Source organism: Flavobacterium sp. YJ01 (assembly GCF_029320955.1).
Taxonomy (GTDB): domain Bacteria; phylum Bacteroidota; class Bacteroidia; order Flavobacteriales; family Flavobacteriaceae; genus Flavobacterium.
Genome location: NZ_CP119757.1, coordinates 1144078 through 1165287 on the forward strand (window position 1 = coordinate 1144078; position 21210 = coordinate 1165287).

Here is a 21210-nt window from a genome sequence, read left to right on the forward strand (position 1 = left end):
GAAGTCTCCCGACTTCGTACACGTCCCGATAGCGCGGATTTGCAATCCGTGCCCGCAACAATAAGACACAATAAAAATCTTCAAAAATATAAACCAATCTTTGCGGGCACGGATTACAAATCCGCGCTATCGAAATATGCTATCGTAATATTACTTCAAACTTAACTTACACAATTCATCCAACAATTCCATTTCTTCTTCAGGTAATAACTGCAAGGCAATTTCAAGTAAAGTCATTACGTTGACATTGTCGTCTTTTGTAAAACTCGACAAACCTTTTGCATCTGGATTAAGCAGAATAATACTTGCTTTTAATAAATCTGAAACCATTAAATTTAATTCGTTATAAGAAGATACTTCTAACGGAATCGTAAAAGAATTTCCTGTTTTAGTTTGTCGTTTTTAGTTTGGTAAAATACTTTCCTCTACTAACTAATTCTAATAATGCCTCTATTTTTTCTTCAATTCTCATTTTATTTTTTATAAGATTTAAACTACAATTACAAGCAAATATATAAAAAATTCAGCGACATACAACCGACTGTTTACATTCACTTAAAAACAATCGATTACTTGTAATTTCATTTGCATGAAAAGAGAAAGAAAAAGTGAAATTCCAGAAGTTGTAAAAGAACTGGGAATCAAGATAAAAAGTGTAATTCAAGAAAATCAATTCAAACAACGTGAAGTTGCCCATGATGCCGAAATGGATGTAGAAAGTTTAAGAAAGTACATCAAAGGTTCTCAAGAAATGAAAATAAGTACTATGTTTAAAATTGCACAAGCTTTAAAAATTCATCCAAGCGAATTAATTAAGGATTTGTAATATTTGTTTTTCTAAAAACTTGGTTATTTTTTTTTATCGAAACATATAAACCTAATTCTCTCATACACTTGAGCACGGTCGTGTGTGATAAAAAATATCCTGATTTTTGAAGTTCTATTCTAATACGATGGCATCCATAAGTTTCTTTTGAAGCTAGAAAAATTAAACTTATTTCCTTTTTTAAGGCTATTCGCCATTTCTGTGTTTCTGTAAGCAAGCCTTTTTTCCATGTTCTATATGTCCCTCTATTTATACCAAATGCCTCGCACATTAATCTTACAGAATAATTTTTCTCATTTTCTGCCATGAAATGAAAAATAGAAGATTTTCCTAGACAAATATATTTACTAGCATTTTTAATTATTTCAAATTTCAAATCTGTTTCCTTAATTTGTTTTTCGAGATTGTATTTTCTTTTCTCTTCAGAAGTCAAAATTAGATTCCCATAACCAGGAAAACATCCTGTTCCATAATTTTTATACTCTTTTCGCCAAAGAGAAAGAAGATTTTTATCTATTTGTAAATCTCTTGCTGTCTGAGCCGAATTTCCATTTTCATAGCTTAAAAAAACTGCCTTTAATTTGAAATCTCGATCATATAGTTTTCTATTCTTTTTCATAAACTAATACTATTGAACTCTTCAATTGTCTTGTAATCAAGTCTAGAATGGATTCTTTTTTTATTATACCAGTTTTCGATATATTCCATGATTTCTTTCTTCAGTTCTCGTGCTGTTAACAATCTCGTCTGTTTATATATTAATTCTCTTTTTAGTGTATTAAAGAAACTTTCAATACTGGCATTATCAAGTTTGTCACCTTTGCGGCTCATACTACGCGCACAGTTTAATTCACTCAATTTATTAGTAAAAATGCTATTAGCATATTGTATACCCCTGTCAGAATGAAATATTAAACCATCTGAAATATGACGATTATTTATTGCCTTTTCAAAAGCAGGTAAAGTTGTAACCTTAGTGGAAAGTCCAGAACTCAAATGCCATCCTATTATTTTTCTATCATACAAATCCATAACAACAGTTAAGTATAAGAATCTTCTATCAATTCGAATATAAGTTATATCTGAAACCCATACTTTAGAAGGTTTATCAACTTTAAATTGTCTGTTTAAAATGTTTGGCGCAATAAATAAATTATGTTTTGAATCGGTTGTCGCTATAAATTTCTTTTTTACTTTTCTTCGCAAACCAAGCTGTTTCATCCAAAATGATACCTGTCCTTCAGAAATTTGAAATCCACGACTATGTAATTCTCTCGTAATAAGTACACATCCTTTATATTGATTGAATTCAAAAAATATGGAGCTTATTTCTTTTTTAAGTAGATAAATACGACTTTCTGTTTTTGAAAAAGGTTGTTTTGTCCATAAATCATAAGTAGAATGAGAAACACCTAAAACCTCAAACATGGTATACAAAGGATATTTATCTCTATTCTGAATTATGAAATTACAAATTGCATGTTTTCCTTTATTCATATATTGAATTCCCTTTTCAAGTATTTCTAATCGTAGTTTGGATTCTGCAAGTTTATTTTCTAATTCGTAGATTTCCTTGTTTTCATAATAAACTCTTTTGTGACCAAGACCGGGAAAACTTCCCTTTGCAAATTTAGAATAAGCACTTCGCCATTTGGAAAGCATTTTAGGCTTGACGCCTAGTTCTTGTGCAGTTTCTGAAACAGTATTTCTTATATAACTTAAGAGAACTGCATTTTCTTTGAAGATGGGTTCGTAATGTCTAAAATTTTCATTCATATTAAGAAGTTTTATTATTACACTGCCTAACAAAAAAAATCAACCATCTAATTTACAACAAATTAAAAAATAAAAAAAAATAAAAAAATTGGAACTGAAAACTGTATGGAATATTGGAACGGGTACGAAGTCGGGAGACTTCGCACAGCATTGCCAACATCGACAACATTGCGCTTTAAATCATGAAAACTATATTCAATAAAAATGTAACATTAAAAATAAAACACATACAAATAAGTATTCCTAAAAAAAATAGAATTTACTTTAGTCTAAACCAAAACATAAAAAGATGATGACACTAATTGCGATTTTCTTTCCGTCTCTTTCTTTCTTTTTGAGAGGAAAAATATTCACTTCAATTATTTGTCTCATCTTACAAATTACTTTAATTGGCTGGATTCCTGCGGCAATTTGGGCTGTTATTTCTTTACAAAATTCAAGAGCTAATAAACGAAATCAGAAATTAATAAAGGCAATAAAATCAAAATCTTGAACTAAAAAATGCCTTATATAAAAAAATCCCGATAAAAATTCTATCGGGATGTTACTAACTTAATTCGAAAACGAAAACATATTTAGGCTACTTCTTCTACTTTTAAAATCTCTAATTTCAAATTTCCTTTTTTAGCTGGCCATTCTACAAGGTCTCCCACTTTGTAGCCAACCATTGCAATTCCTTCATCTGAAAGAACCGAAATTTTATTTTTGCTTGTTTTTGCTTTTTCTGGACCAACAAGAAGAATCGTTTTTTCTTCGTTATTGACGTGATCTTTATACGTAATTCTTCGATTTATAGAAACAATATCTTCTGGCAGGTTTTTACGCAATACCTGAGAAGCATTTTTTAATTGGTTCAATAATAATTCTTCTTCCTGTACGGTTACTTTTTTTCTTCTTACGTGGTCTTTAATTAAATCGTATGTTCCTGTTGTTAAAATAATATGTTGTGACATGACTTTCTTGTTTGCTTCATTTTCATTGATAATGCAATACAACTCTTCATTGCTATTTAGCGGCTCATGCCAATACAATGATACTTCATCTTAAATGAAAATTGAAGATTAATAAATGAGCAATAAAATTGGAAAAATCCCCTGTCTAGAGTTGTGACAGGGCAAAATGAATAAACTCTTTTGAACTTTTTAAGAAAGTATCGTCATGCAAATACAATAAGGTGTACATTAAGCACATCAAACAGCTATTTAATAAATAAAAATTGGCAGTTCCCATTATTGTAATTATTCTAATATCCTGCAAATATAAACTTTTTCTTATGAATAATAAAATCACAAACTTCTATTTCGTTAAAAATCAATATCTTTAAATCTTTAAATAATTTATCTCCAGAATTTATAAACTTACCTGCTGAAACAAAATAAATCAAACCTTAAAATGGAAAACTTCGACTGGACATCCTTCACTAAAAAAATAGCAGTTAAAGCTAAACTGAATGATATTTATAATGCTTGGACAAAAGCTGAAGAATTAGAAAAATGGTTTCTAGAGAAAGTGTCTTTTTTTGATTCGAATCAAAAACTTATAAGTAAAGATGAAAATGCTACAGAAAGGCATACTTATGAATGGTTTTGGCATTTGTACAAAGATCCAATGCTGGGAAAAATTACTTTAGCAAACGGAAAAGACCATTTGCAATTTACTTTTGAAGGAACTTGTCTGGTCGATATCAATTTGAGTGAAAATAACGGTTATACTTTGGTAGAACTTCGTCATCATAATATTCCAACAGATGATTTTTCTAAACAATATATTAGATTAGGATGTTCAAACGGTTGGCATTTTTATCTGACCAATCTTAAATCGGTTTACGAAGGCGGATTGGATTTGAGAAATAAAGACAGCAATCTGAATCCTATGATTAATAATTAAGTATTATTACAAAAGAAAAAAACAGCTTGCTAATAGAGTAATAAAAATTAACCATTTTACTTTAAACCAATAAAATTTAAATACAAAATAACAATCAAATGAAACACTTTATCATCACTTTGCTTTTAATTTCTGGTATAAGTTTATCGGCACAATCTAGTCAGTTTTCGGGCGATTACGCTCGTTCACTTTCTAACGAACAACATATAATTGAATATAAACTGATCTTAAATCAAGACGGAACATTTCTATTTCATTATTATAGAAAACTGCAAGGCGGAACTCCTCCGGAAGAAAATAAATACGGAAAAGGAAAATGGAGCGTAAAAGATAATGTCATTACTTTTTCGGCAAATAAAAATGAAGATTTAGATGCAAAAAACACTTTAGATTTTACTAATTCTAAAGCTAGATTTGTTACTAAAAACCCACGAGATAAAAGCGATAAAGTAGTAAAGACAAAGCTTCAATTTCTAGAATCGGAAATTCCTTGGATGAAAAGAATTGATATTTTTAAAGTTTAAGTCAAACACCCATTACATGTTATTTAATAAAAAATACGCAACTTTTTTCTTCGCCATTTTCTTTATCGTCTTCGTAGCTTTAAGCTTTTATAATATCTTAATTTGTTTATTATTACTTGGACTCTTGTTTTTAGTTTATTCTATTACAGGTTATATTTTCTTAGATAATATCCATAAAAACGGAATCGAAAGTATTGGAAAAATCGTGTCGTACAAATCAGATGAAGAAGGTTATAAAACTCCTATTATTGAATACCAAACCGCAGATGGAAAGAATTTTAAAGGAGAGCCTTTTATACATGGCTCATCTGATTTGGATAGATTTGGGCCTTACCTACAAACCATAAACACCAAAATATCAATACTTTACAGCGCAAAAAGTCCTGAAAATTTTGTAATAAAAGAAAGAAAATCAAACAGCGTTATTTTGATTCTGTTTATTTTCATTGGTTTGGCTCTTATCATTTATTCTGTGATAGGTCTTTTGGACGCAAATGATTTATATCAGGAAATAATTTCAACCTTAAAATTTTAGTTTTTACAAGTTATACAATTGCAAAAAAAAGTAAAAAATCAATAGATACCTCTGGCCCTTTGCGCCTACGAACCTTTGCCTCTTTACAATAAAATACGTAATTTCGCTCACTAAATAGAAAAGAAAAAATGAAGGTCTGTATTGCCGAGAAACCAAGTGTAGCACGTGAAATCGCATCCGTTTTGGGCGCCAATATCAAACACGATGGCTATTATGAAGGCAACGGTTATGCAGTAACTTACACTTTCGGGCATTTGTGCACCTTAAAAGAACCCAACGATTACAAACCTCATTGGAAAAGCTGGCATCTGAACAATCTTCCGATGCTTCCCGAAAAATTTGAAACTAAAGTGGTTCAGAATTCTGGAATTCAAAAGCAGTTTAAAATCATAAAAAGTCTTTTTGACAAAGCCGATGTAGTCATAAACTGCGGGGATGCTGGACAAGAAGGAGAATTGATTCAGCGCTGGGTGATGAACGAGGCAAATTATAAAGGTGAAATTCAACGTCTATGGATTTCGTCTCTTACAACTGAAGCCATAAAAGAAGGTTTTGAAAACTTAAAACCATCTACGAATTACGATAATTTATTTTACGCCGGATTTTCGAGAGCCATTGGCGACTGGCTTTTAGGTATGAACGCTACACGTTTGTATACCGTAAAACATGGCGGTTACAAACAGGTTTTATCCATCGGGCGCGTGCAAACGCCAACATTGGCGATGGTTGTAGATCGTTTTAGAGAAATCGAAAATTTTAAACCTCAACCCTATTGGGAATTGCAGACTTTATACAGAGAAACACTTTTTAGTTATGAAGAAGGTCGTTTCTTAAAAAAAGAAGATGGAGAAATCTTAGCAGAAAAAGTAAAAGAAAGCGATTTTGAAATTGTTTCTGTCGACAAAAAAAACGGAAACGAATATGCGCCAAAGCTTTTTGATTTAACGGGTTTACAGGTTTATTGCAACCAGAAATTTGGGTTTTCGGCAGAAGAAACGCTGAAAATTGCGCAAACTTTGTACGAACAAAAAGTGATTACCTATCCAAGAGTTGATACGACTTTTTTACCTGGAGATATTTATCCGAAAGTACAGGGAATTCTGCAAAAATTAAGCAATTATGCAGAATTGACTCAGCCTATTTTGGAGAAAAAAATCAAGAAATCACCAAAGGTTTTCAACGATAAAAAAGTTACCGATCACCACGCGATTATTCCGACTGGAGTTCAAAATAATTTAGCGTATAATCAGCAGCAAGTTTACGATATTATTACAAGGCGTTTTATTGCTGTTTTTTATGATGATTGTTTGGTTGCGAATACCACAGTAATAGGAAAAGCTGCCGAAGTTACTTTTAAAGCAACTGGAAAAGAAATCTTGAAAAAAGGTTTTCGTGTTGTTTTTGAAGATCCAAATGCGAAAGAAAAAGAACCCGATTTATTGCCAAGTTTTGTTGTGGGCGAAAAAGGTCCGCACGAGCCTTCTTTCCTTCAAAAAGAAACCAAACCGCCCAATCAGTTTACAGAAGCGACTTTATTGCGTGCAATGGAAACCGCTGGAAAACAAGTTGACGACGAAGATTTACGTGAATTGATGAAAGAAAACGGAATCGGGCGTCCGTCTACGCGTGCGAATATTATTGAAACTCTTTTCAAACGGCAATATATTGTTCGAAATAAAAAACAGGTTTTACCGACTTTAACCGGAATTCAATTGATTGATACGATTCAGAATGAATTGGTTAAATCGGCTGAACTTACTGGAACTTGGGAAAAACAATTGAAAGATATTGAAAAAGGAACTTTCACCGCTGCTGCATTTATTAGAAATATGAAAAGCATGGTTGAAGCTTTGGTTTATGAAGTACGAAGCGAAACTAAACATGCCAATATTTCGCATGCCGCAACCGTTCAAAAACCTGTTGTAAAAGCAGAAAAAAAGAAATCTTCGGGAATTTCAGCAGAAACGTGTCCGAAATGTCAAAAAGGAAATTTGATAAAAGGAAAATCGGCTTTTGGATGCAGTGAATATAAATCGGGCTGTGACTTTGTACTGCCTTTTGTTTTTTATGATAAAAAAATTACGGAAAGTCAATATTTACGATTGGTTCAGAAAGGTTCTACAGTAAATATAAAAGGCTTTAAAACCGATTATGGAACGACAGAAGGTTTAATTCGTTTTGAGGAAAATTACAAACTGAAATTAGAACCAAAGAAAACGGATAAAAAAGCCGAAACAAAAGAAAGTTCAGATTCTTTGACATGTCCGAAATGCAAGAAAGGAACAATCTTAAAAGGAAAAACTGCTTATGGCTGTGCCGAATACAAATCGGGTTGCGATTTTAAAGTGACTTTTGATGACGTTCGTGCAAAACTCGGAGATCAAAAACCTACTAAGGAATTGGTTTATTCGATTTTGAGTGCTAGCGTTTGATTTTTTTTAGCCACTTATTTTTATTTGTTTTCTGCCACGAATTTCACAAATTTCCACAAATTTTTTCTCGCAGATTTAGCTGATATAACAGATTTTTATAATGCAGGGTGTGAAATAAATCTGCTGAATCTGCTAAATCTGCGTGAAATAAAATCCTTTTTAATCCTTTTAATCTGTGGCATATGTAAAAATAAATTCGTGGAAATTCTTGTAATTTGTGGCAAACATTTTTTTCATACATTAGTGCTATCAAAAACCTTATAAAATATGTTTCAGAAAATTACTCTTATCGCACTTACTATAGCTTTTGTTTCTTGCCAGAAAAAAGAAACCGTTGAAAAAGATAAAATCAAAAAAGCCGATTGGTTAATTGGAAATTGGGAAAATACAACGCCAGACGGTGTTTTATCTGAAAACTGGCAAAAATTAAACGATAGTACTTTTAGTGCGATTTCTTATTTTATAAAAGGAAAAGACACCATTCATTCTGAAAGTATTATTCTAGCACAATTAGGAGAAACGTTGACGTATAAAGCAACCGTAAAAGGTCAAAACGAAGATAAACCAGTTTTTTTTCCATCGACTTCTGAAACAGAACAACAATTAGTTTTTGAAAACCCGAAACATGATTATCCTCAAAAAATCACGTATTCTAAAGGCGAAAATAATACTTTAACAGCTGAAATTTCTGGGAATTTGAACGGAAAACCGAGTTCGGAGAAGTTTGTTATGACGAAGAAGTAATTTTTTTACCGATTTAAAATATGAGTTACGATTTATACTTTTTTAAGAATATAGAAACAAAGATAACCAACGATGAAGTTGAGTATTATTTATCTTTTAATTTAGTTCCAGAAGAAAATAATCAATGGTTTTTTCATAATCCTGATACTGAAGTATATTTTACTTTTTTGAAAACAGAAAATGAAGATGATGAAGAATCTCAAAATTTCGAAAACTTTGAAGATTTAGGTATTTCTTTCAACTTAAATTTTCTTCGTCCTAGTTTCTTTGGAATTGAAGCATTTGACTTTGTAGAAAAACTAGTTAATGATTTAGATTTATACGTTTATAATCCGCAGTCTGAAAATGACAAACCATATAAACCGACCAAAACGGAGTTATTTGAGAATTGGAATAAAACAAATTTAAATGCTAGTTCTGTAAATTTCCATGAGCAAAACAGCTATTTAGAAATTGAAAAATCGAATACTATTTGGAACTACAATTTTAATAGAAATTTGATTCAGCAAAAGTTAGGAAATGCCTATTTCGTTCCTAAAATGTTCTTCTTTAAAACGAAGGAAAACAATGAAATAATAACCGTTTCTAGCTGGACAGAACATATTCCAAATGTTATTCCTTCGGCTGATTATTTTTTATTGACTAAAGTTCAAAAAAAATGGTTTAAGACTAAAACAGAAAATGCACTGATTACAAGAGAGAAATTACTAACGGTTTTTGGAGAGTATTTAGAAAATCATGATTTTATAGGTTGCAAAATAATTCATCCCGAAAATGCACAAAAAATCAAAGCGATTTTTAATAATGTAACTTCAAACATTCAACTTGAAACTTTTGCTGAAAGGATACAAATTGAAAATTTGTTTAATTCTAAATCAAAATAAAAAATTAAGTATCTAAGATCTCTGTTTCATAAAATTTAGAATGCACAATTATATATCCATTGAAAAAATTTCATTAATCAAAAAAAATGAATAAGATCATTTTTTTAATTCTGTTTTCGGTTTTCATAATAAGCTGTAGTAAAAAAACTCAAAATACAATTGATGATCTTTATGATAATTTTTCATTTAATAGTACATTATCAAATAGTACTCAAATTATCATAAAACAATACGACTCAGCTACAACAAATAAAACAATAAATGTAGAAAAGTATCTTCCTAATAAGGAATTTAAAACAACAAAAGAACAAGTTAAAGATTTTGAAATCATTTTTGAGAATGCAGAAAAAACAGGTTATTGCTGTTGTCCAACAAGTTCCTATTCTATTCATTTCCTTAATCAAAAAGAACTGCTAGATTTGTTTTATGTCGATACACTTCAATATAAAGATAAAGTTCGAATCTATGAGTCCAGTTTTCAATATTCATACATTATAGAAAAACAAAAATGGATGGATTATTTATATGAAATAGATAAAAAATAAATTGTACTTGAAGAATTTTAGGAGATTAACATAAAGAAAGCTTTGTCTAATTGAACCTCAAAAGCCTAAACCTTAGAACCTCAGCATCTCAGAACCTCAGCACCTCAAAAAATCACTCATTCTCCCCGATCTTATTCACCATAAAAATCATCAAAATACCTAAAAGCGCCATAACAAGAAACGCCCATTTCATGCTTAGGTATTCAGAGATAAAACCAACCATTGGCGGAACTAATAAAAATCCGAGATAACCAATTGTAGAAATAGAAGTTAAAGCAGAACCGCTGCTTAATTTTGAAGATCTTCCGGCGATGCTAAACACAAGCGGAACAACGCAAGAAACTCCAAATCCGATTAAAACATAACCAAAAATAGTTGGATACGCGTACGGAAGAATAAAGCAAATTCCGAAACCTAATGTGATTAGAATTCCGCTATAAAGAAGGATTTTTTTAGTTCCGAATCTCATAACGCCATAATCTCCAAAAATACGTCCTAGAGTTACCGCAGATGCAAAAAATACAAACGCAGCGCTGGTTAATTTTGGAGAAGCTTTTAAGATGTTTTCAAAATAGATTCCGCTCCAGTCGTACATTGTATTTTCGCAAGCCATTGAAACAAAGCAAATCATAGCAAATTTGACAAGATTTTTTTCAGGCATTGAGAAAAACTTCTTCTTTACAGGAACTGGTTCATTATGAATACTCATCGGATAAAAACAAGCTGTAAGAGCCAGCATAAAAACACTAACTCCCAACAAGTGATGTGATGGCGCGATTTTCTGCGTTACCATTATGTAGCCTAAACCAGCTCCAGAGAAAACTGCAATACTCCAAACCGCATGAAAACGAGTAATAATAGATTTCGGATATAATTTCTGCACTTCTAAAGATTGCGCATTAATCGATAAGTTGAAGATATTTCGTGAAGCTCCAAAAATTAAGAGTACAATAACCAATTGCCAAACAAATGCCACCAAACCTGGCAAAGAGAGCACAATATTAAACATAATGGCTCCAAGAAGCATAATGTAACGGCTACTATATTTATTCAATAATTTTCCTGTAAAGGGCATTGTTAGCATTAAACCAATTGGAAAAGCAAATAAAACGGCTCCAAATTGCGCTTCAGATAAATGTAATTGTGCTTGTATGTGTGGAATTCTAGAAACCCACGAAGAATATCCAAAACCTGACAAAAAGAAAAAAACAGTATTGGCTATTCGGTATCCTCGAGGTGTATTTTGAATTTTTTTGAAGAAATGTAAAATCATGAAATTGTTTTTCAGACTGCAAAACTAAAGCTTTTTAAACTTTATCTTACTACAACTTCCTATAAGATTTTGTCTAAATCGCTCTTAAATCATCATTTAACAATTTTATCCATAAATCATAAAAATAAAAATTGTTAAAGTTATTTTAATTTTTACATTTGCACTGTTTTTATTCATTCTAAATAAAAACTATTTATAAACCAATTAAAAAATAGCAATGAATTACCACAATCAGAAAACCTTACGTTTTCTATTTTCTATCAGCTTTTTATTTTCGTTCTTATCCATTTTTGCACAACAAAACAACGGAAAAATCAAAGGAACAATTACAACTTCAGATGGCGACGCTGCTGCTGGAGTAAATATTATTTTAAAAAACACTAAATACGGTACAGTTTCTAATGACGACGGTATTTTCGATTTTAACAGAGTAAGAGCGAATTCTTATACGCTACAAATCTCTTTAACTGGTTATGAAACTTTAGAAACTCAAGTAACAGTAACCGAAAATGAAACGACTGCTCTTAATCTACAACTTAAAGTTTCGAACAAAGAATTGCAAGAAGTTGTAGTTAGCGGTAAAAAGAGCATCGCTTCTAAAAAAACGGATTATGTAGCTAGAATGCCACTTAAAAATCTTGAGAATCCTCAGGTTTACAATGTAATCCATAAAGAGCTTTTATTAGAACAAGTTTCTATAGATGTAAAAAGTGCGGTACAAAACTCTCCAGGATCTGTACCTGTTACGTATCCTTCTGGAGGAGTTGGTGTAACTTTTAGAGGTTTTACAACGGGTATTAATGCTAGAAATGGAATGGAAACCTCAACCAACCGTTCTTCTACAGACCTTGCAAACGTAGAAAGAATTGAGGTTTTAAAAGGACCTTCTGGAACTTTGTTCGGTTCGACTATTTCGTCTTTTGGAGGTGTCGTTAACCTTGTTACCAAAAAACCTTTCGAAACAACAGCGACAGAAGTATCTTATACAACAGGAAGTTTCAACTTAAACCGTTTTACTGCCGATGTAAATACTCCTTTAAACAAAGATAAAACGGTATTATTTAGAGTGAATGCGGCAGTTAATAGAGAAAAGAGTTTCTTAGATTATGGTTTCAACAACACGGTCGCTTTTACGCCAAGTTTAACTTTTAAGGCAAACGAAAAACTTACTTTTAATATCGATGCTGAATATATCAGTTCGAACAATACAAGACGTACTTACCATAGATATGACGCAGCCTCTGGAATTACAAATCCTAGAGATTTGAAAATTGGCTATAGGAAGTCATTATTTTACGATGATAACGACGCAAAAACTTCTGCAAATAAAGTTTTTGCTCAGGCAGAATATCAAATATCTGATAATTGGAAATCGACTACTTTATTTTCTTTTATGGGAGAAAATGTAGAACGCAGTTATCAAACTTATACGCTTTGGCTAAACCCTTACGAAGCTGCAAGAAGAGTTGGAAACTGGGGACCTATTTATGATAATTACACTAATATCCAGCAAAACGTTAATGGTCAGTTTAAAACTGGAAGCATTAAACACAAGCTTTTAGTTGGTGCCAATTACAGCTTTAACAAAAGTGGTTTTTCTTCTGGAGTTACAAGATATCTTGACACAATCGACGTGAGAACTCCTTTTAATCCGATGAGAAGAAAAACGGTTGATGCGACATTAACTCAAACTGCATATCCTGTTACAACTAGCAAAACTTTTAGTGTTTACGCTTCTGATGTTATTAATTTCACAGACAGATTATCTGCCATGTTGAGTTTACGTTTAGATAATTTTAAATTGGACACAGACGAAAGTACAGAAGGTTACAATCAAACAGCATTATCTCCAAAATTAGGTTTAGTATATCAAATTGTTCAAGATCAGGTTTCGGTTTTTGGAAACTACATGAACGGATTCCAAAACTCGCCTCCAGCCACGCAGCCCGATGCTACAAGATTAATTTTAGATCCTGTTTACGCGGCACAATATGAATTTGGTGTAAAAGTAGAGGCATTCAATAAAAAATTGAGCACTACTTTAAGTTATTACAACATCAAAATTGATAATGCTGTACAATATGACAATGATGGTTTTGCATTTCAGAATGGCGAACAAGTGAGTAAAGGTTTTGATTTTGAATTAATTGCTAATCCGATAAATGGTTTTAATATTATTGCTGGATATGCTTTTAACGATAACACTATTCCCGCAACTGGAAAAAAAGCTGTTGGAGCTCCAGAAAACGTTGCTAATTTCTGGACGACTTATACCTTACAAAATACTGTAAAAGGTTTAGGTGCTGGATTTGGAATAAATTATGTTGGAAAAAGCTATATGTTTGAAGATAACGTATTCTACATTCCATCTTATACAACAGCAAATGCAACCGTATTTTACGATCAGCCGACTTGGAGAATTGGAGTTAAATTCAACAATTTATCTAATGAAAAATATTGGGATTTCTATGGAAACTCTCAAGCTCCATCAAACTTTTTGGTTAATTTGACATTGAAATTCTAAAGTCATTTTCTTAAAAGTAACACCTCTGTTTAGCTGCAGAGGTGTTTCTTTTTATACCGATTTTATTTTTTAATTTTTTATAAAAATGACATTTAAAAAACTAATACTAAAAATACATTTATGGCTAGGATTATCTTCTGGAATAATCGTTGTCATACTTGGAATCACGGGTTGTTTATACGCTTTTGAAGAAGAATTACGTCCAATAATTCACAATCATTATTATGTTGATCAGGTAAAAGATAAAAAATTACCAATCAGCCATTTAATAGAAATCGCAAAAGAAACCAATAAAAAGATTCACCCGAAACAAACCTTTTCTGGATGTAAAACATTTAATGATGACAAACGTACCATTGAAACTTGGTTTTATGAAGAAGTAGACAAAGACGCTATTTGGTACTGGAATCAATATCATACCACTTACATTTATGTAGATCCTTATACGGGTGGCATAAAAAAAGTAGAAGATTACAATTTTGAGTTCTTTGTTTTTGTGCGAATGCTTCACCAAACACTTTGTTTAAATAGCGAAATTGGCGATCCAATTGTCGGAACTGCGACTATTATTTTTATTATTTCCTTAATTACAGGTTTGATACTTTGGTGGCCCAAAAATAAAAGTGCGGCAAAACAACGTTTTTGGTTTCAATGGAAAAATACCACGAAATGGAAACGTAAAAACTACGATCTGCATAATATTATGGGTTTTTATATGATGATTTTCGCTTTAATAATTGCATTAACGGGTTTAGTTTGGGCTTTCAGATGTTATGATCAAGGAGTTCAATGGCTATTTAATGGCGGAAAAACATATCCAAAAGAAGAAAGAATTGTTTCAGACACCACTCATTATTCTAAAATTGACGCTAACGATAAAATATATTTAGCGACTGTAAAAGCAAATCCTAAAGCTAAATGTTACTTTTTGTTTACGCCTGAAGAAAAGGATTCTTTAGCAACTTATCAAACCTTTATTCGTTACGAAAATCGTTTTGATGACGTATCAATGGAGTTTGACCAATATACAGGCAAGAATCTTAAGATAACAAAATTCGAAGACAAAAATAATGGCGAAAAATTTCGATTCATAAATTATGATTTACACGTTGGAAGCATTCTTGGCTTTCCAGGAAAAGTATTAGCTTTCTTTGCCAGTCTTGTATGTGCCAGTTTACCCATAACAGGTTTTCTGATCTGGTGGGGACGAAATAAGAAGAAAAAAGCAACTCCGAAGCCAGTTTTATAAAAATTGGCTTCTTTTTTTATAATTTATTAACCTTGAAATAGTGGATTTTTTTTGTTAAGGAAATTATAATTTCTATTTTTGCCTTGTTTTTAATTATTCTAAATAATAAAGGCAGAAAATTAATCCAAAAAAATTACCATGAATTATTCAAATCGCATCAAGCAGATAAGTACCATATTCTGCCTGTTCTTTTTATTTTGCAACACTATTTTTGCCCAGCAAAATTTGGGAAAAATTAAAGGAACAATTACAACCTCTGACGGAGAAAATGCAGTTGGGGTTAATATTATCCTTAAAAATTCAAAATATGGCACCGTTACTGACGAAGATGGAGCTTTTGAATTTAATCGTGTTAAACCTAATACCTACACTTTACAAGTTTCTTTAACTGGTTACGAGACTCTAGAACAACAAGTTACAGTTACAACCAATGAAACAAATTCTCTTAATTTAAAATTGACTGTTTCTAATAAGCAGTTGCAAGAGGTTATTATTACCAATAATAAAGGAAAAGCGTTTCCAAAACAAAGTACTTATGTTTCAAGAATGCCTCTAAAAAATGTTGAGAACCCACAGGTCTACAATATTGTTTCTTCTGAATTGATGAAAGATCAAGCGATTACAAACTATGAAGATGCTTTAAAAAATGTTCCTGGAATTCAGAAACTTTGGGAATCTACAGGTCGTGGTGGCGATGGAGGTTCTTATTATTCGCTTCGCGGATTTGAAGTTCAAGCCAATATTGTAAACGGTTTGCCAGGCGTTACAAGCGGAACTTTAGATCCTGCAAATATTGAAAGAATCGAAGTTATAAAAGGTCCTTCTGGAACTTTATTCGGAAGCAGTTTAGTAAGTTACGGCGGACTTATCAATACGGTTACTAAAAAACCTTACAGCGGTTTTGGAGGTGAAGTTTCTTATCTAGCTGGAAGTTTCGGTTTAAACAGAGTTACTGCCGATGTAAATACTCCGCTAGATGATAATAATGATGTGCTATTTAGAATTAATGCGGCTTACCAAACAGAAAACAGTTTTCAGGATGCAGGATTCCGTACTTCTATTTTTGTAGCTCCTTCCCTTTCTTATAAAGTAAGCGAGAAATTGTCTTTCTTAATTAATACAGAATTTATGTCTGAAGAAAAAACAACGCCTTCTATGTTGTTTTTAGGAAGAGATTCACAATTACAATTTAAAGACTTAGCCGATTTAAACTACAATACCGACTTGTCTTTTTACAGCAACGATCTTCCGATGAAAAATCCGAGATTTAATTTGCAAGGACAAATGACTTATAAAATTTCTGAGCAATGGACATCTCAGACGGTTTTATCAAGAACATCTTCTAAATCAAGAGGATACTATTCTTATATTTATGACAATGAAGACGGAAATCGCGATTTTGCTTTCTGGATTACTAAAGAGAATTCGCAAACGTCAACAACTGATATTCAACAGAATTTTATTGGAGATTTTAAAATCGGCAGTATGAGAAATCGTCTTGTTGTTGGTTTAGATTATTTTGATCGTAATCTTATGTTTGCTGGTTCTGGTTACGGAAAACTATATAATGTTACCGCTCAAGGCGAAGTAAGACAAATAGATCCTGCAAACCCATATAATCTTAGCCAGACTTCAGTAGATCAATTATTGGCGGCAGAAGCTGGTCCAAATTATAATTCTAAAGATGCAACTTATAGTGCTTACGCATCTGATGTTTTAAACATTACGCCTTCATTATTAGCAATGGCAAGTTTAAGAGTAGATTATTTCGATACAGAAGGAAACATTAAAACCGATACAGACAACTATACTCAAACGGCATTATCTCCAAAATTTGGAGTTGTTTATCAGCCAATTAAAGATCAATTATCATTATTTGCTAACTATATGAATGGTTTCAGAAATATAGCTCCAAGTGCTATTTACGATAGTAATGGAACTTTTATTGGTTCTCAAACTTTTAAACCAGAACACGCCAATCAGTTAGAAGCTGGAATTAAAGCCGATTTGTTTTCAAACAAATTAACTGCGACAATGAGTTATTACGACATTAATGTTGCTAATTTAGTTACTAGCAATCCAATGTACAGCGCTCAAGGTGGTGAAGCAAGAAGCCAAGGCTTTGAATTTGATTTGAATGCTGCCCCAATAAAAGGTTTAAGCATTATTGCTGGATATAGCTATAATCAAAGCGAAATTACAAAAGGAGATGAAAATAATGTTTGGTTAGAACAAGGAAAAAGACCTTTCTGGGCTGGTCCAAAAAACTTAGTAAATCTTTGGGCAACTTATAAATTTGAAGAAGGAACTTTAGAAAACTTCGGTCTTGGTTTTGGTGGAAATTATGCTAGTGACAATGCCATTTTAGATAGCGAAGTTACGGGCAAATTTATCCTGCCTTCTTACACCGTTATTAATGGTTCTGTGTTTTATAACACAACTAAATTCCGCGTAAGCTTAAATGTAAATAACATTACAAACAAAGATTATTTTAACGGAGGCTGGTCAACTGTTAACCCGCAAAAACCTAGAAATGTTGTAGCAAGTTTCGCTTATAAATTCTAGATCAACTTTAAATCACAAAAAAGCCTCGAAATCATTTAATAATAATGGATTTCGAGGCTTTTTTTATGGTTTTTATTTTTAATTATTCTAAATAAGACTTATGTTTGTAGAAAATTTCATTCTAATAATTTAAACTTGATCTTATGAAATCAAATACTTTAAAAACAATAACCTTTTTATTTCTAATGCTTTTTGCTGCACCGCAAATCTTCGCTCACGCACTTTGGATCGAAACTAAAGCAACTGGAACAAAAGGTAAAGCGCAAGAAATCTCAATTTACTTTGGAGAATTCTCTGATAACGACATTACAAAAGCAGATAAATGGTTTTCTGATTTAAAAGATTTCTCTTTAGTGCTAATTTCTCCTTCTAAAAAAGAAACAAAATTGACATCTAAAGCTTTAGACAATAAATATCAAGCATTCTTTACACCAGACGAAGATGGAGTTTACACTGTCGTAATGCACCATAAAGTTAAAGATGTGTACGGAACTATGGTTTTAGATTATAATTCGAGTGCAACTGTTGTTGTTGGAAACAAAGCTGCTGGAAACAATATTGCATCAAACACGAATAAAATTGCTGTTTTTTCAGAAAGTGCAGATATTGCAAAAAAAGATACAAAAATCACTGGTGTTGCCTCTTACGATGGAGCTATTGCTAAAGAAGCAAAAATCAAAGTTATTGCACCAAACGGCTGGGAAAAAGAATTATGGACAAACGATAAAGGAGAATTCTCTTTTACACCAATCTGGTCTGGAAACTACATGGTAGAATATGCTCACACTGAAAAAGCATCTGGTGACCATAATGGTAAAAAATACGATGAAATCTGGAAAATGGCTACTTACCAAATTGCAGTAAAATAATTTTAGAAAATTTCATTCTTAGATTTAATTTCAATTTAAACCTTGCTTAACGGCAAGGTTTTTTTATTTAAAATAAATACAAAATTAAAATAACATTAGAAAATTCTTAAGCAAATCTTAAGACAAGAATAAGAAAGGTTTAAGTAAGAAAACCACGTCATAATTTCATGTTAAAGAGCAGGTGTATTTATATTTGCACTCGATAATTTTTATTGAATCTAAATAAATACCATGAAATATAATTTACTATTTGCACTAGGATTATTAAGTCTTGCCTCTTACGGACAAGATTATTCAAGCAACGAAAGCACTTCTACAGTAAATGATACTGTAAAAAATAAAAAAGGAGAAATCTTAAACGAAGTAGTTGTTACTAAAAATAAAGAGCCAAAACCAGTTACAGCCGTTCGTTCTGGCTTAAAGCCAATGGACAATCCGCAATCTATACAAGTTATCGGATCTGATGTTATTGAGCAGCAGCAAGCTATTAGATTAAGTGAAGTCCTTAAAAATGCCAACGGAGTTTATGTTGGTTCTGCTCGTGGTGGCGCTCAAGAATCTTTTTTCTCAAGAGGTTACGATATGTCTGCCAATAATATGTTTAAAAACGGTTTCCGTTACAACGCAGGATCAATTCCAGATGTTTCTGGTTTAGATAAGGTTGAATTCTTAAAAGGTGGTTCTGCGCTTTTGTTTGGAAATGTAGCGCCAGGAGGAATTCTTAACTTGGTTACTAAAACGCCTCAATTTAAAAGTGGTGGCGAAGTATCAATGCAAATAGGAAGTTTTTCTTATTACAAACCTGCTTTCGATGTTTATGGTGGCCTAAATAAATCTATTGCTTTTAGACTTAACGGTTCTTACGAAAATTCAGAAAGCTTTAGAGATGTTGTAAAAAACGAGCGTTTATATATTAATCCTTCCCTACTTTTTGTAATCAATCCTAAAACGCAGATTACTGTACAGGGAGATTATTTAACGGCAGACTGGACTCCAGATTTTGGAACGGGAATTATCGGAACTAAAATCCTTGACTTGCCTCGTAATACTTTTTACGGATCATTATGGTCAAATGGAAACACAAAATCTGCCAGCGCTTCTGTCTTATTAAATCATGATTTTAATAAAAACTGGAAGCTTAATTTCAACGGTTCTTACCAAACTTATGATAGAGCTTCAAAATCTACAGCACAATTATCTACAGTGAAAGATAATGGAGATTGGACAAGACCATTGGTTCAAAACGACAACTCAGAACAAATATTAGGAGATCAAATAAGTCTTCAAGGAAATTTTAATACTGGATCTGTAAAACATCAGATTTTCACAGGTGCCGATTGGGAAAACTCATTTGCAACTGCTTATACTTTTGCATTCAATCCTGCAAATTATGACACAATCAATCTTTTCAACTTTGATCCGTCAACGCAAAGAAATGACATTCCAAATGCTAGAGCAACTCAAATTGCAAAAACAGAAACCAATCGTTTTGGTGTCTATTTTCAGGATTTGATTTCAATTACAGAAAAATTTAAAGTATTAGCAGGTATACGCTGGTCTTGGCAAGAAGCTGAAGTAACAACTTACAAAGAAACTTTTGCTTCTGGAGTTCAAACTGTAAAACCTGAAAATGCAGTTCCAACCGTTGGTGCTAAGAAATTAGATAATGCTTTTTCTCCAAAATTCGGATTGATATACCAACCAAGAACAGACGTTTCTTTATTCGCAAGTTATTCTACTTCTTTTACGCCGAACACAGGAACAACAGCAGATCTAAAACCAATTGAACCTTCTATTATTGATCAATATGAAGCTGGTGTTAAAACCGATTTCTTAGAAGGATTATTAAGCACCAATGTTACTGTTTATCAAATTGTAAACAACAATTTAGCGCAAACTGCAGAATTTAAAGCTGACGGAAGTGTAAATACAGACACAAACGTAAAAGTTTTAAGCGGAGAAACTAAAAGTAAAGGTATCGAAATTGATGTAACTGCAAGACCTGTAGAAGGTTTAAGTATCGTTGCTGGATATAGCTACAATGACATGCGTTACACAAAAACATCTGGTTTAAACGGAAGTTTTATAGAAGGCGATCGTCTTGTTAGAACTCCTGCAAATACTGCTAACTTAAGTTTCTATTACTTAGTGCAAGATGGTTTCTTCAAAGGTGTGTCTATTGGAGCAATTGGAAACTATATTGGAGATCGTTTAGGTGGATGGAATGACCAATATAGCACAGATCTTGTTAAATATCCTGACGGAATTTACCATAGAGAAATTCCAATCAAAGGTTATACAACAATTGATGCATCTGTTGGATATACTTGGAATAAGTTCTCCATTCTTTGCAAATTATCAAATATTACAAACGAATTAAATTATACTGTTCACGAAAATTATAGCGTGAACCCGATAGCGCCTCGTCAAGTTATGACAAGTCTTCGCTACAAATTCTAAAACATTGAATTAGGTTGGTTTTTCCCAAGATTTTCTGATTTCATTTTCGAAAACAGAATATCTTGGGATTTTTATTTTAAAGCTATTTGTAATGCAATTAATGCTACTTTTGCTTCA

19 protein-coding genes are annotated in these 21210 nt (G+C 32.1%); 14 read left to right on the forward strand and 5 right to left on the reverse strand.

Annotated elements, in window-relative coordinates; genetic code table 11:
* Positions 1-150: 150 nt before the first annotated feature.
* Positions 151-330, reverse strand: coding sequence for a hypothetical protein (locus P0R33_RS05170; protein ID WP_276174496.1), 180 nt, complete (start codon positions 328-330; stop codon positions 151-153).
* Between the two features lie 259 nt (positions 331-589).
* Between P0R33_RS05170 and P0R33_RS05175 the strand changes: the two genes are divergently transcribed.
* Complete coding sequence (locus tag P0R33_RS05175; RefSeq protein WP_276174497.1) at positions 590-826, forward strand: helix-turn-helix transcriptional regulator; 237 nt, start codon at positions 590-592, stop codon at positions 824-826.
* Here P0R33_RS05175 and P0R33_RS05180 read toward each other — a convergent pair.
* Together P0R33_RS05180 and P0R33_RS05185 are read right to left on the reverse strand one after the other, a co-directional pair.
* Positions 813-1445, reverse strand: coding sequence for a transposase (locus tag P0R33_RS05180; RefSeq protein ID WP_276174498.1), 633 nt, complete (start codon positions 1443-1445; stop codon positions 813-815). The two genes, P0R33_RS05175 and P0R33_RS05180, sit on opposite strands and share 14 nt — an antisense overlap.
* The gene (locus P0R33_RS05185) at positions 1442-2602 is read right to left on the reverse strand and encodes an IS3 family transposase (RefSeq protein ID WP_276174499.1); all 1161 of its coding nucleotides are present in this window, start codon (positions 2600-2602) and stop codon (positions 1442-1444) included. The genes P0R33_RS05180 and P0R33_RS05185 overlap by 4 nt, the downstream gene beginning before the upstream one ends.
* A gap of 334 nt (positions 2603-2936) precedes the next feature.
* On the opposite strand from P0R33_RS05185, the gene P0R33_RS05190 reads away from it, so the two are divergent.
* Positions 2937-3095 carry a YqaE/Pmp3 family membrane protein gene (locus P0R33_RS05190; protein WP_276175690.1) on the forward strand — a complete coding sequence of 53 codons (159 nt, stop codon included), beginning with the start codon at positions 2937-2939 and terminating at the stop codon, positions 3093-3095.
* Between the two features lie 82 nt (positions 3096-3177).
* Here the strand turns inward: P0R33_RS05190 and P0R33_RS05195 are convergent, their stop codons facing one another.
* Positions 3178-3555 carry a GreA/GreB family elongation factor gene (locus P0R33_RS05195; RefSeq protein WP_276174500.1) on the reverse strand — a complete coding sequence of 126 codons (378 nt, stop codon included), beginning with the start codon at positions 3553-3555 and terminating at the stop codon, positions 3178-3180.
* Between the two features lie 439 nt (positions 3556-3994).
* On the opposite strand from P0R33_RS05195, the gene P0R33_RS05200 reads away from it, so the two are divergent.
* From P0R33_RS05200 to P0R33_RS05230, 7 genes are all read left to right on the forward strand, one after another.
* Positions 3995-4489 (forward strand): SRPBCC domain-containing protein, encoded by a 495-nt coding sequence (locus tag P0R33_RS05200; RefSeq protein WP_276174501.1) that lies wholly within the window; start codon positions 3995-3997, stop codon positions 4487-4489.
* Positions 4490-4587: 98 nt separating this feature from the next.
* A complete protein-coding gene (locus P0R33_RS05205) occupies positions 4588-5013 on the forward strand; it encodes a hypothetical protein (RefSeq protein WP_276174502.1) in 426 nt (141 codons plus the stop codon).
* A gap of 16 nt (positions 5014-5029) precedes the next feature.
* The gene (locus P0R33_RS05210; protein WP_276174503.1) at positions 5030-5548 is read left to right on the forward strand and encodes a DUF3592 domain-containing protein; all 519 of its coding nucleotides are present in this window, start codon (positions 5030-5032) and stop codon (positions 5546-5548) included.
* Between the two features lie 128 nt (positions 5549-5676).
* Complete coding sequence (locus P0R33_RS05215) at positions 5677-7980, forward strand: DNA topoisomerase 3 (RefSeq protein ID WP_276174504.1); 2304 nt, start codon at positions 5677-5679, stop codon at positions 7978-7980.
* A gap of 267 nt (positions 7981-8247) precedes the next feature.
* Positions 8248-8724, forward strand: a complete 477-nt coding sequence (locus P0R33_RS05220; RefSeq protein WP_276174505.1) for a DUF6265 family protein — start codon at positions 8248-8250, stop codon at positions 8722-8724.
* 20 nt (positions 8725-8744) lie between these two features.
* A complete protein-coding gene (locus tag P0R33_RS05225; protein WP_276174506.1) occupies positions 8745-9608 on the forward strand; it encodes a hypothetical protein in 864 nt (287 codons plus the stop codon).
* An 86-nt stretch (positions 9609-9694) separates the two neighbouring features.
* Complete coding sequence (locus P0R33_RS05230) at positions 9695-10153, forward strand: hypothetical protein (RefSeq protein ID WP_276174507.1); 459 nt, start codon at positions 9695-9697, stop codon at positions 10151-10153.
* Positions 10154-10265: 112 nt separating this feature from the next.
* Here P0R33_RS05230 and P0R33_RS05235 read toward each other — a convergent pair whose 3' ends face one another.
* The gene (locus tag P0R33_RS05235; protein WP_276174508.1) at positions 10266-11426 is read right to left on the reverse strand and encodes an MFS transporter; all 1161 of its coding nucleotides are present in this window, start codon (positions 11424-11426) and stop codon (positions 10266-10268) included.
* Between the two features lie 217 nt (positions 11427-11643).
* Between P0R33_RS05235 and P0R33_RS05240 the strand changes: the two genes are divergently transcribed.
* The 5 genes from P0R33_RS05240 to P0R33_RS05260 all read left to right on the forward strand — a co-directional run bounded on the left by P0R33_RS05240 (position 11644) and on the right by P0R33_RS05260 (position 21093).
* Entirely contained in the window at positions 11644-13950 is a 2307-nt protein-coding gene (locus P0R33_RS05240; protein ID WP_276174509.1) for a TonB-dependent receptor, read from the forward strand.
* An 85-nt stretch (positions 13951-14035) separates the two neighbouring features.
* On the forward strand, positions 14036-15199 hold the full coding sequence (locus P0R33_RS05245; RefSeq protein WP_276174510.1) for a PepSY-associated TM helix domain-containing protein: 1164 nt from the start codon (positions 14036-14038) through the stop codon (positions 15197-15199).
* Between the two features lie 138 nt (positions 15200-15337).
* Positions 15338-17764 carry a TonB-dependent receptor gene (locus P0R33_RS05250; protein WP_276174511.1) on the forward strand — a complete coding sequence of 809 codons (2427 nt, stop codon included), beginning with the start codon at positions 15338-15340 and terminating at the stop codon, positions 17762-17764.
* Positions 17765-17907: 143 nt separating this feature from the next.
* Positions 17908-18633 (forward strand): DUF4198 domain-containing protein, encoded by a 726-nt coding sequence (locus tag P0R33_RS05255; protein WP_276174512.1) that lies wholly within the window; start codon positions 17908-17910, stop codon positions 18631-18633.
* A gap of 231 nt (positions 18634-18864) precedes the next feature.
* Positions 18865-21093, forward strand: a complete 2229-nt coding sequence (locus P0R33_RS05260; RefSeq protein WP_276174513.1) for a TonB-dependent siderophore receptor — start codon at positions 18865-18867, stop codon at positions 21091-21093.
* Positions 21094-21210 lie beyond the last annotated feature (117 nt).

Coding starts and splice junctions, on each gene's coding strand:
- P0R33_RS05170 (WP_276174496.1), bottom strand. CDS start 330: ATGGTTTCAGATTTATTAAAAGCAAGTATTATTCTGCTTAATCCAGAT.
- P0R33_RS05175 (WP_276174497.1), top strand. CDS start 590: ATGAAAAGAGAAAGAAAAAGTGAAATTCCAGAAGTTGTAAAAGAACTG.
- P0R33_RS05180 (WP_276174498.1), bottom strand. CDS start 1,445: ATGAAAAAGAATAGAAAACTATATGATCGAGATTTCAAATTAAAGGCA.
- P0R33_RS05185 (WP_276174499.1), bottom strand. CDS start 2,602: ATGAATGAAAATTTTAGACATTACGAACCCATCTTCAAAGAAAATGCA.
- P0R33_RS05195 (WP_276174500.1), bottom strand. CDS start 3,555: ATGTCACAACATATTATTTTAACAACAGGAACATACGATTTAATTAAA.
- P0R33_RS05200 (WP_276174501.1), top strand. CDS start 3,995: ATGGAAAACTTCGACTGGACATCCTTCACTAAAAAAATAGCAGTTAAA.
- P0R33_RS05205 (WP_276174502.1), top strand. CDS start 4,588: ATGAAACACTTTATCATCACTTTGCTTTTAATTTCTGGTATAAGTTTA.
- P0R33_RS05210 (WP_276174503.1), top strand. CDS start 5,030: ATGTTATTTAATAAAAAATACGCAACTTTTTTCTTCGCCATTTTCTTT.
- P0R33_RS05215 (WP_276174504.1), top strand. CDS start 5,677: ATGAAGGTCTGTATTGCCGAGAAACCAAGTGTAGCACGTGAAATCGCA.
- P0R33_RS05220 (WP_276174505.1), top strand. CDS start 8,248: ATGTTTCAGAAAATTACTCTTATCGCACTTACTATAGCTTTTGTTTCT.
- P0R33_RS05225 (WP_276174506.1), top strand. CDS start 8,745: ATGAGTTACGATTTATACTTTTTTAAGAATATAGAAACAAAGATAACC.
- P0R33_RS05230 (WP_276174507.1), top strand. CDS start 9,695: ATGAATAAGATCATTTTTTTAATTCTGTTTTCGGTTTTCATAATAAGC.
- P0R33_RS05235 (WP_276174508.1), bottom strand. CDS start 11,426: ATGATTTTACATTTCTTCAAAAAAATTCAAAATACACCTCGAGGATAC.
- P0R33_RS05240 (WP_276174509.1), top strand. CDS start 11,644: ATGAATTACCACAATCAGAAAACCTTACGTTTTCTATTTTCTATCAGC.
- P0R33_RS05245 (WP_276174510.1), top strand. CDS start 14,036: ATGACATTTAAAAAACTAATACTAAAAATACATTTATGGCTAGGATTA.
- P0R33_RS05250 (WP_276174511.1), top strand. CDS start 15,338: ATGAATTATTCAAATCGCATCAAGCAGATAAGTACCATATTCTGCCTG.
- P0R33_RS05255 (WP_276174512.1), top strand. CDS start 17,908: ATGAAATCAAATACTTTAAAAACAATAACCTTTTTATTTCTAATGCTT.
- P0R33_RS05260 (WP_276174513.1), top strand. CDS start 18,865: ATGAAATATAATTTACTATTTGCACTAGGATTATTAAGTCTTGCCTCT.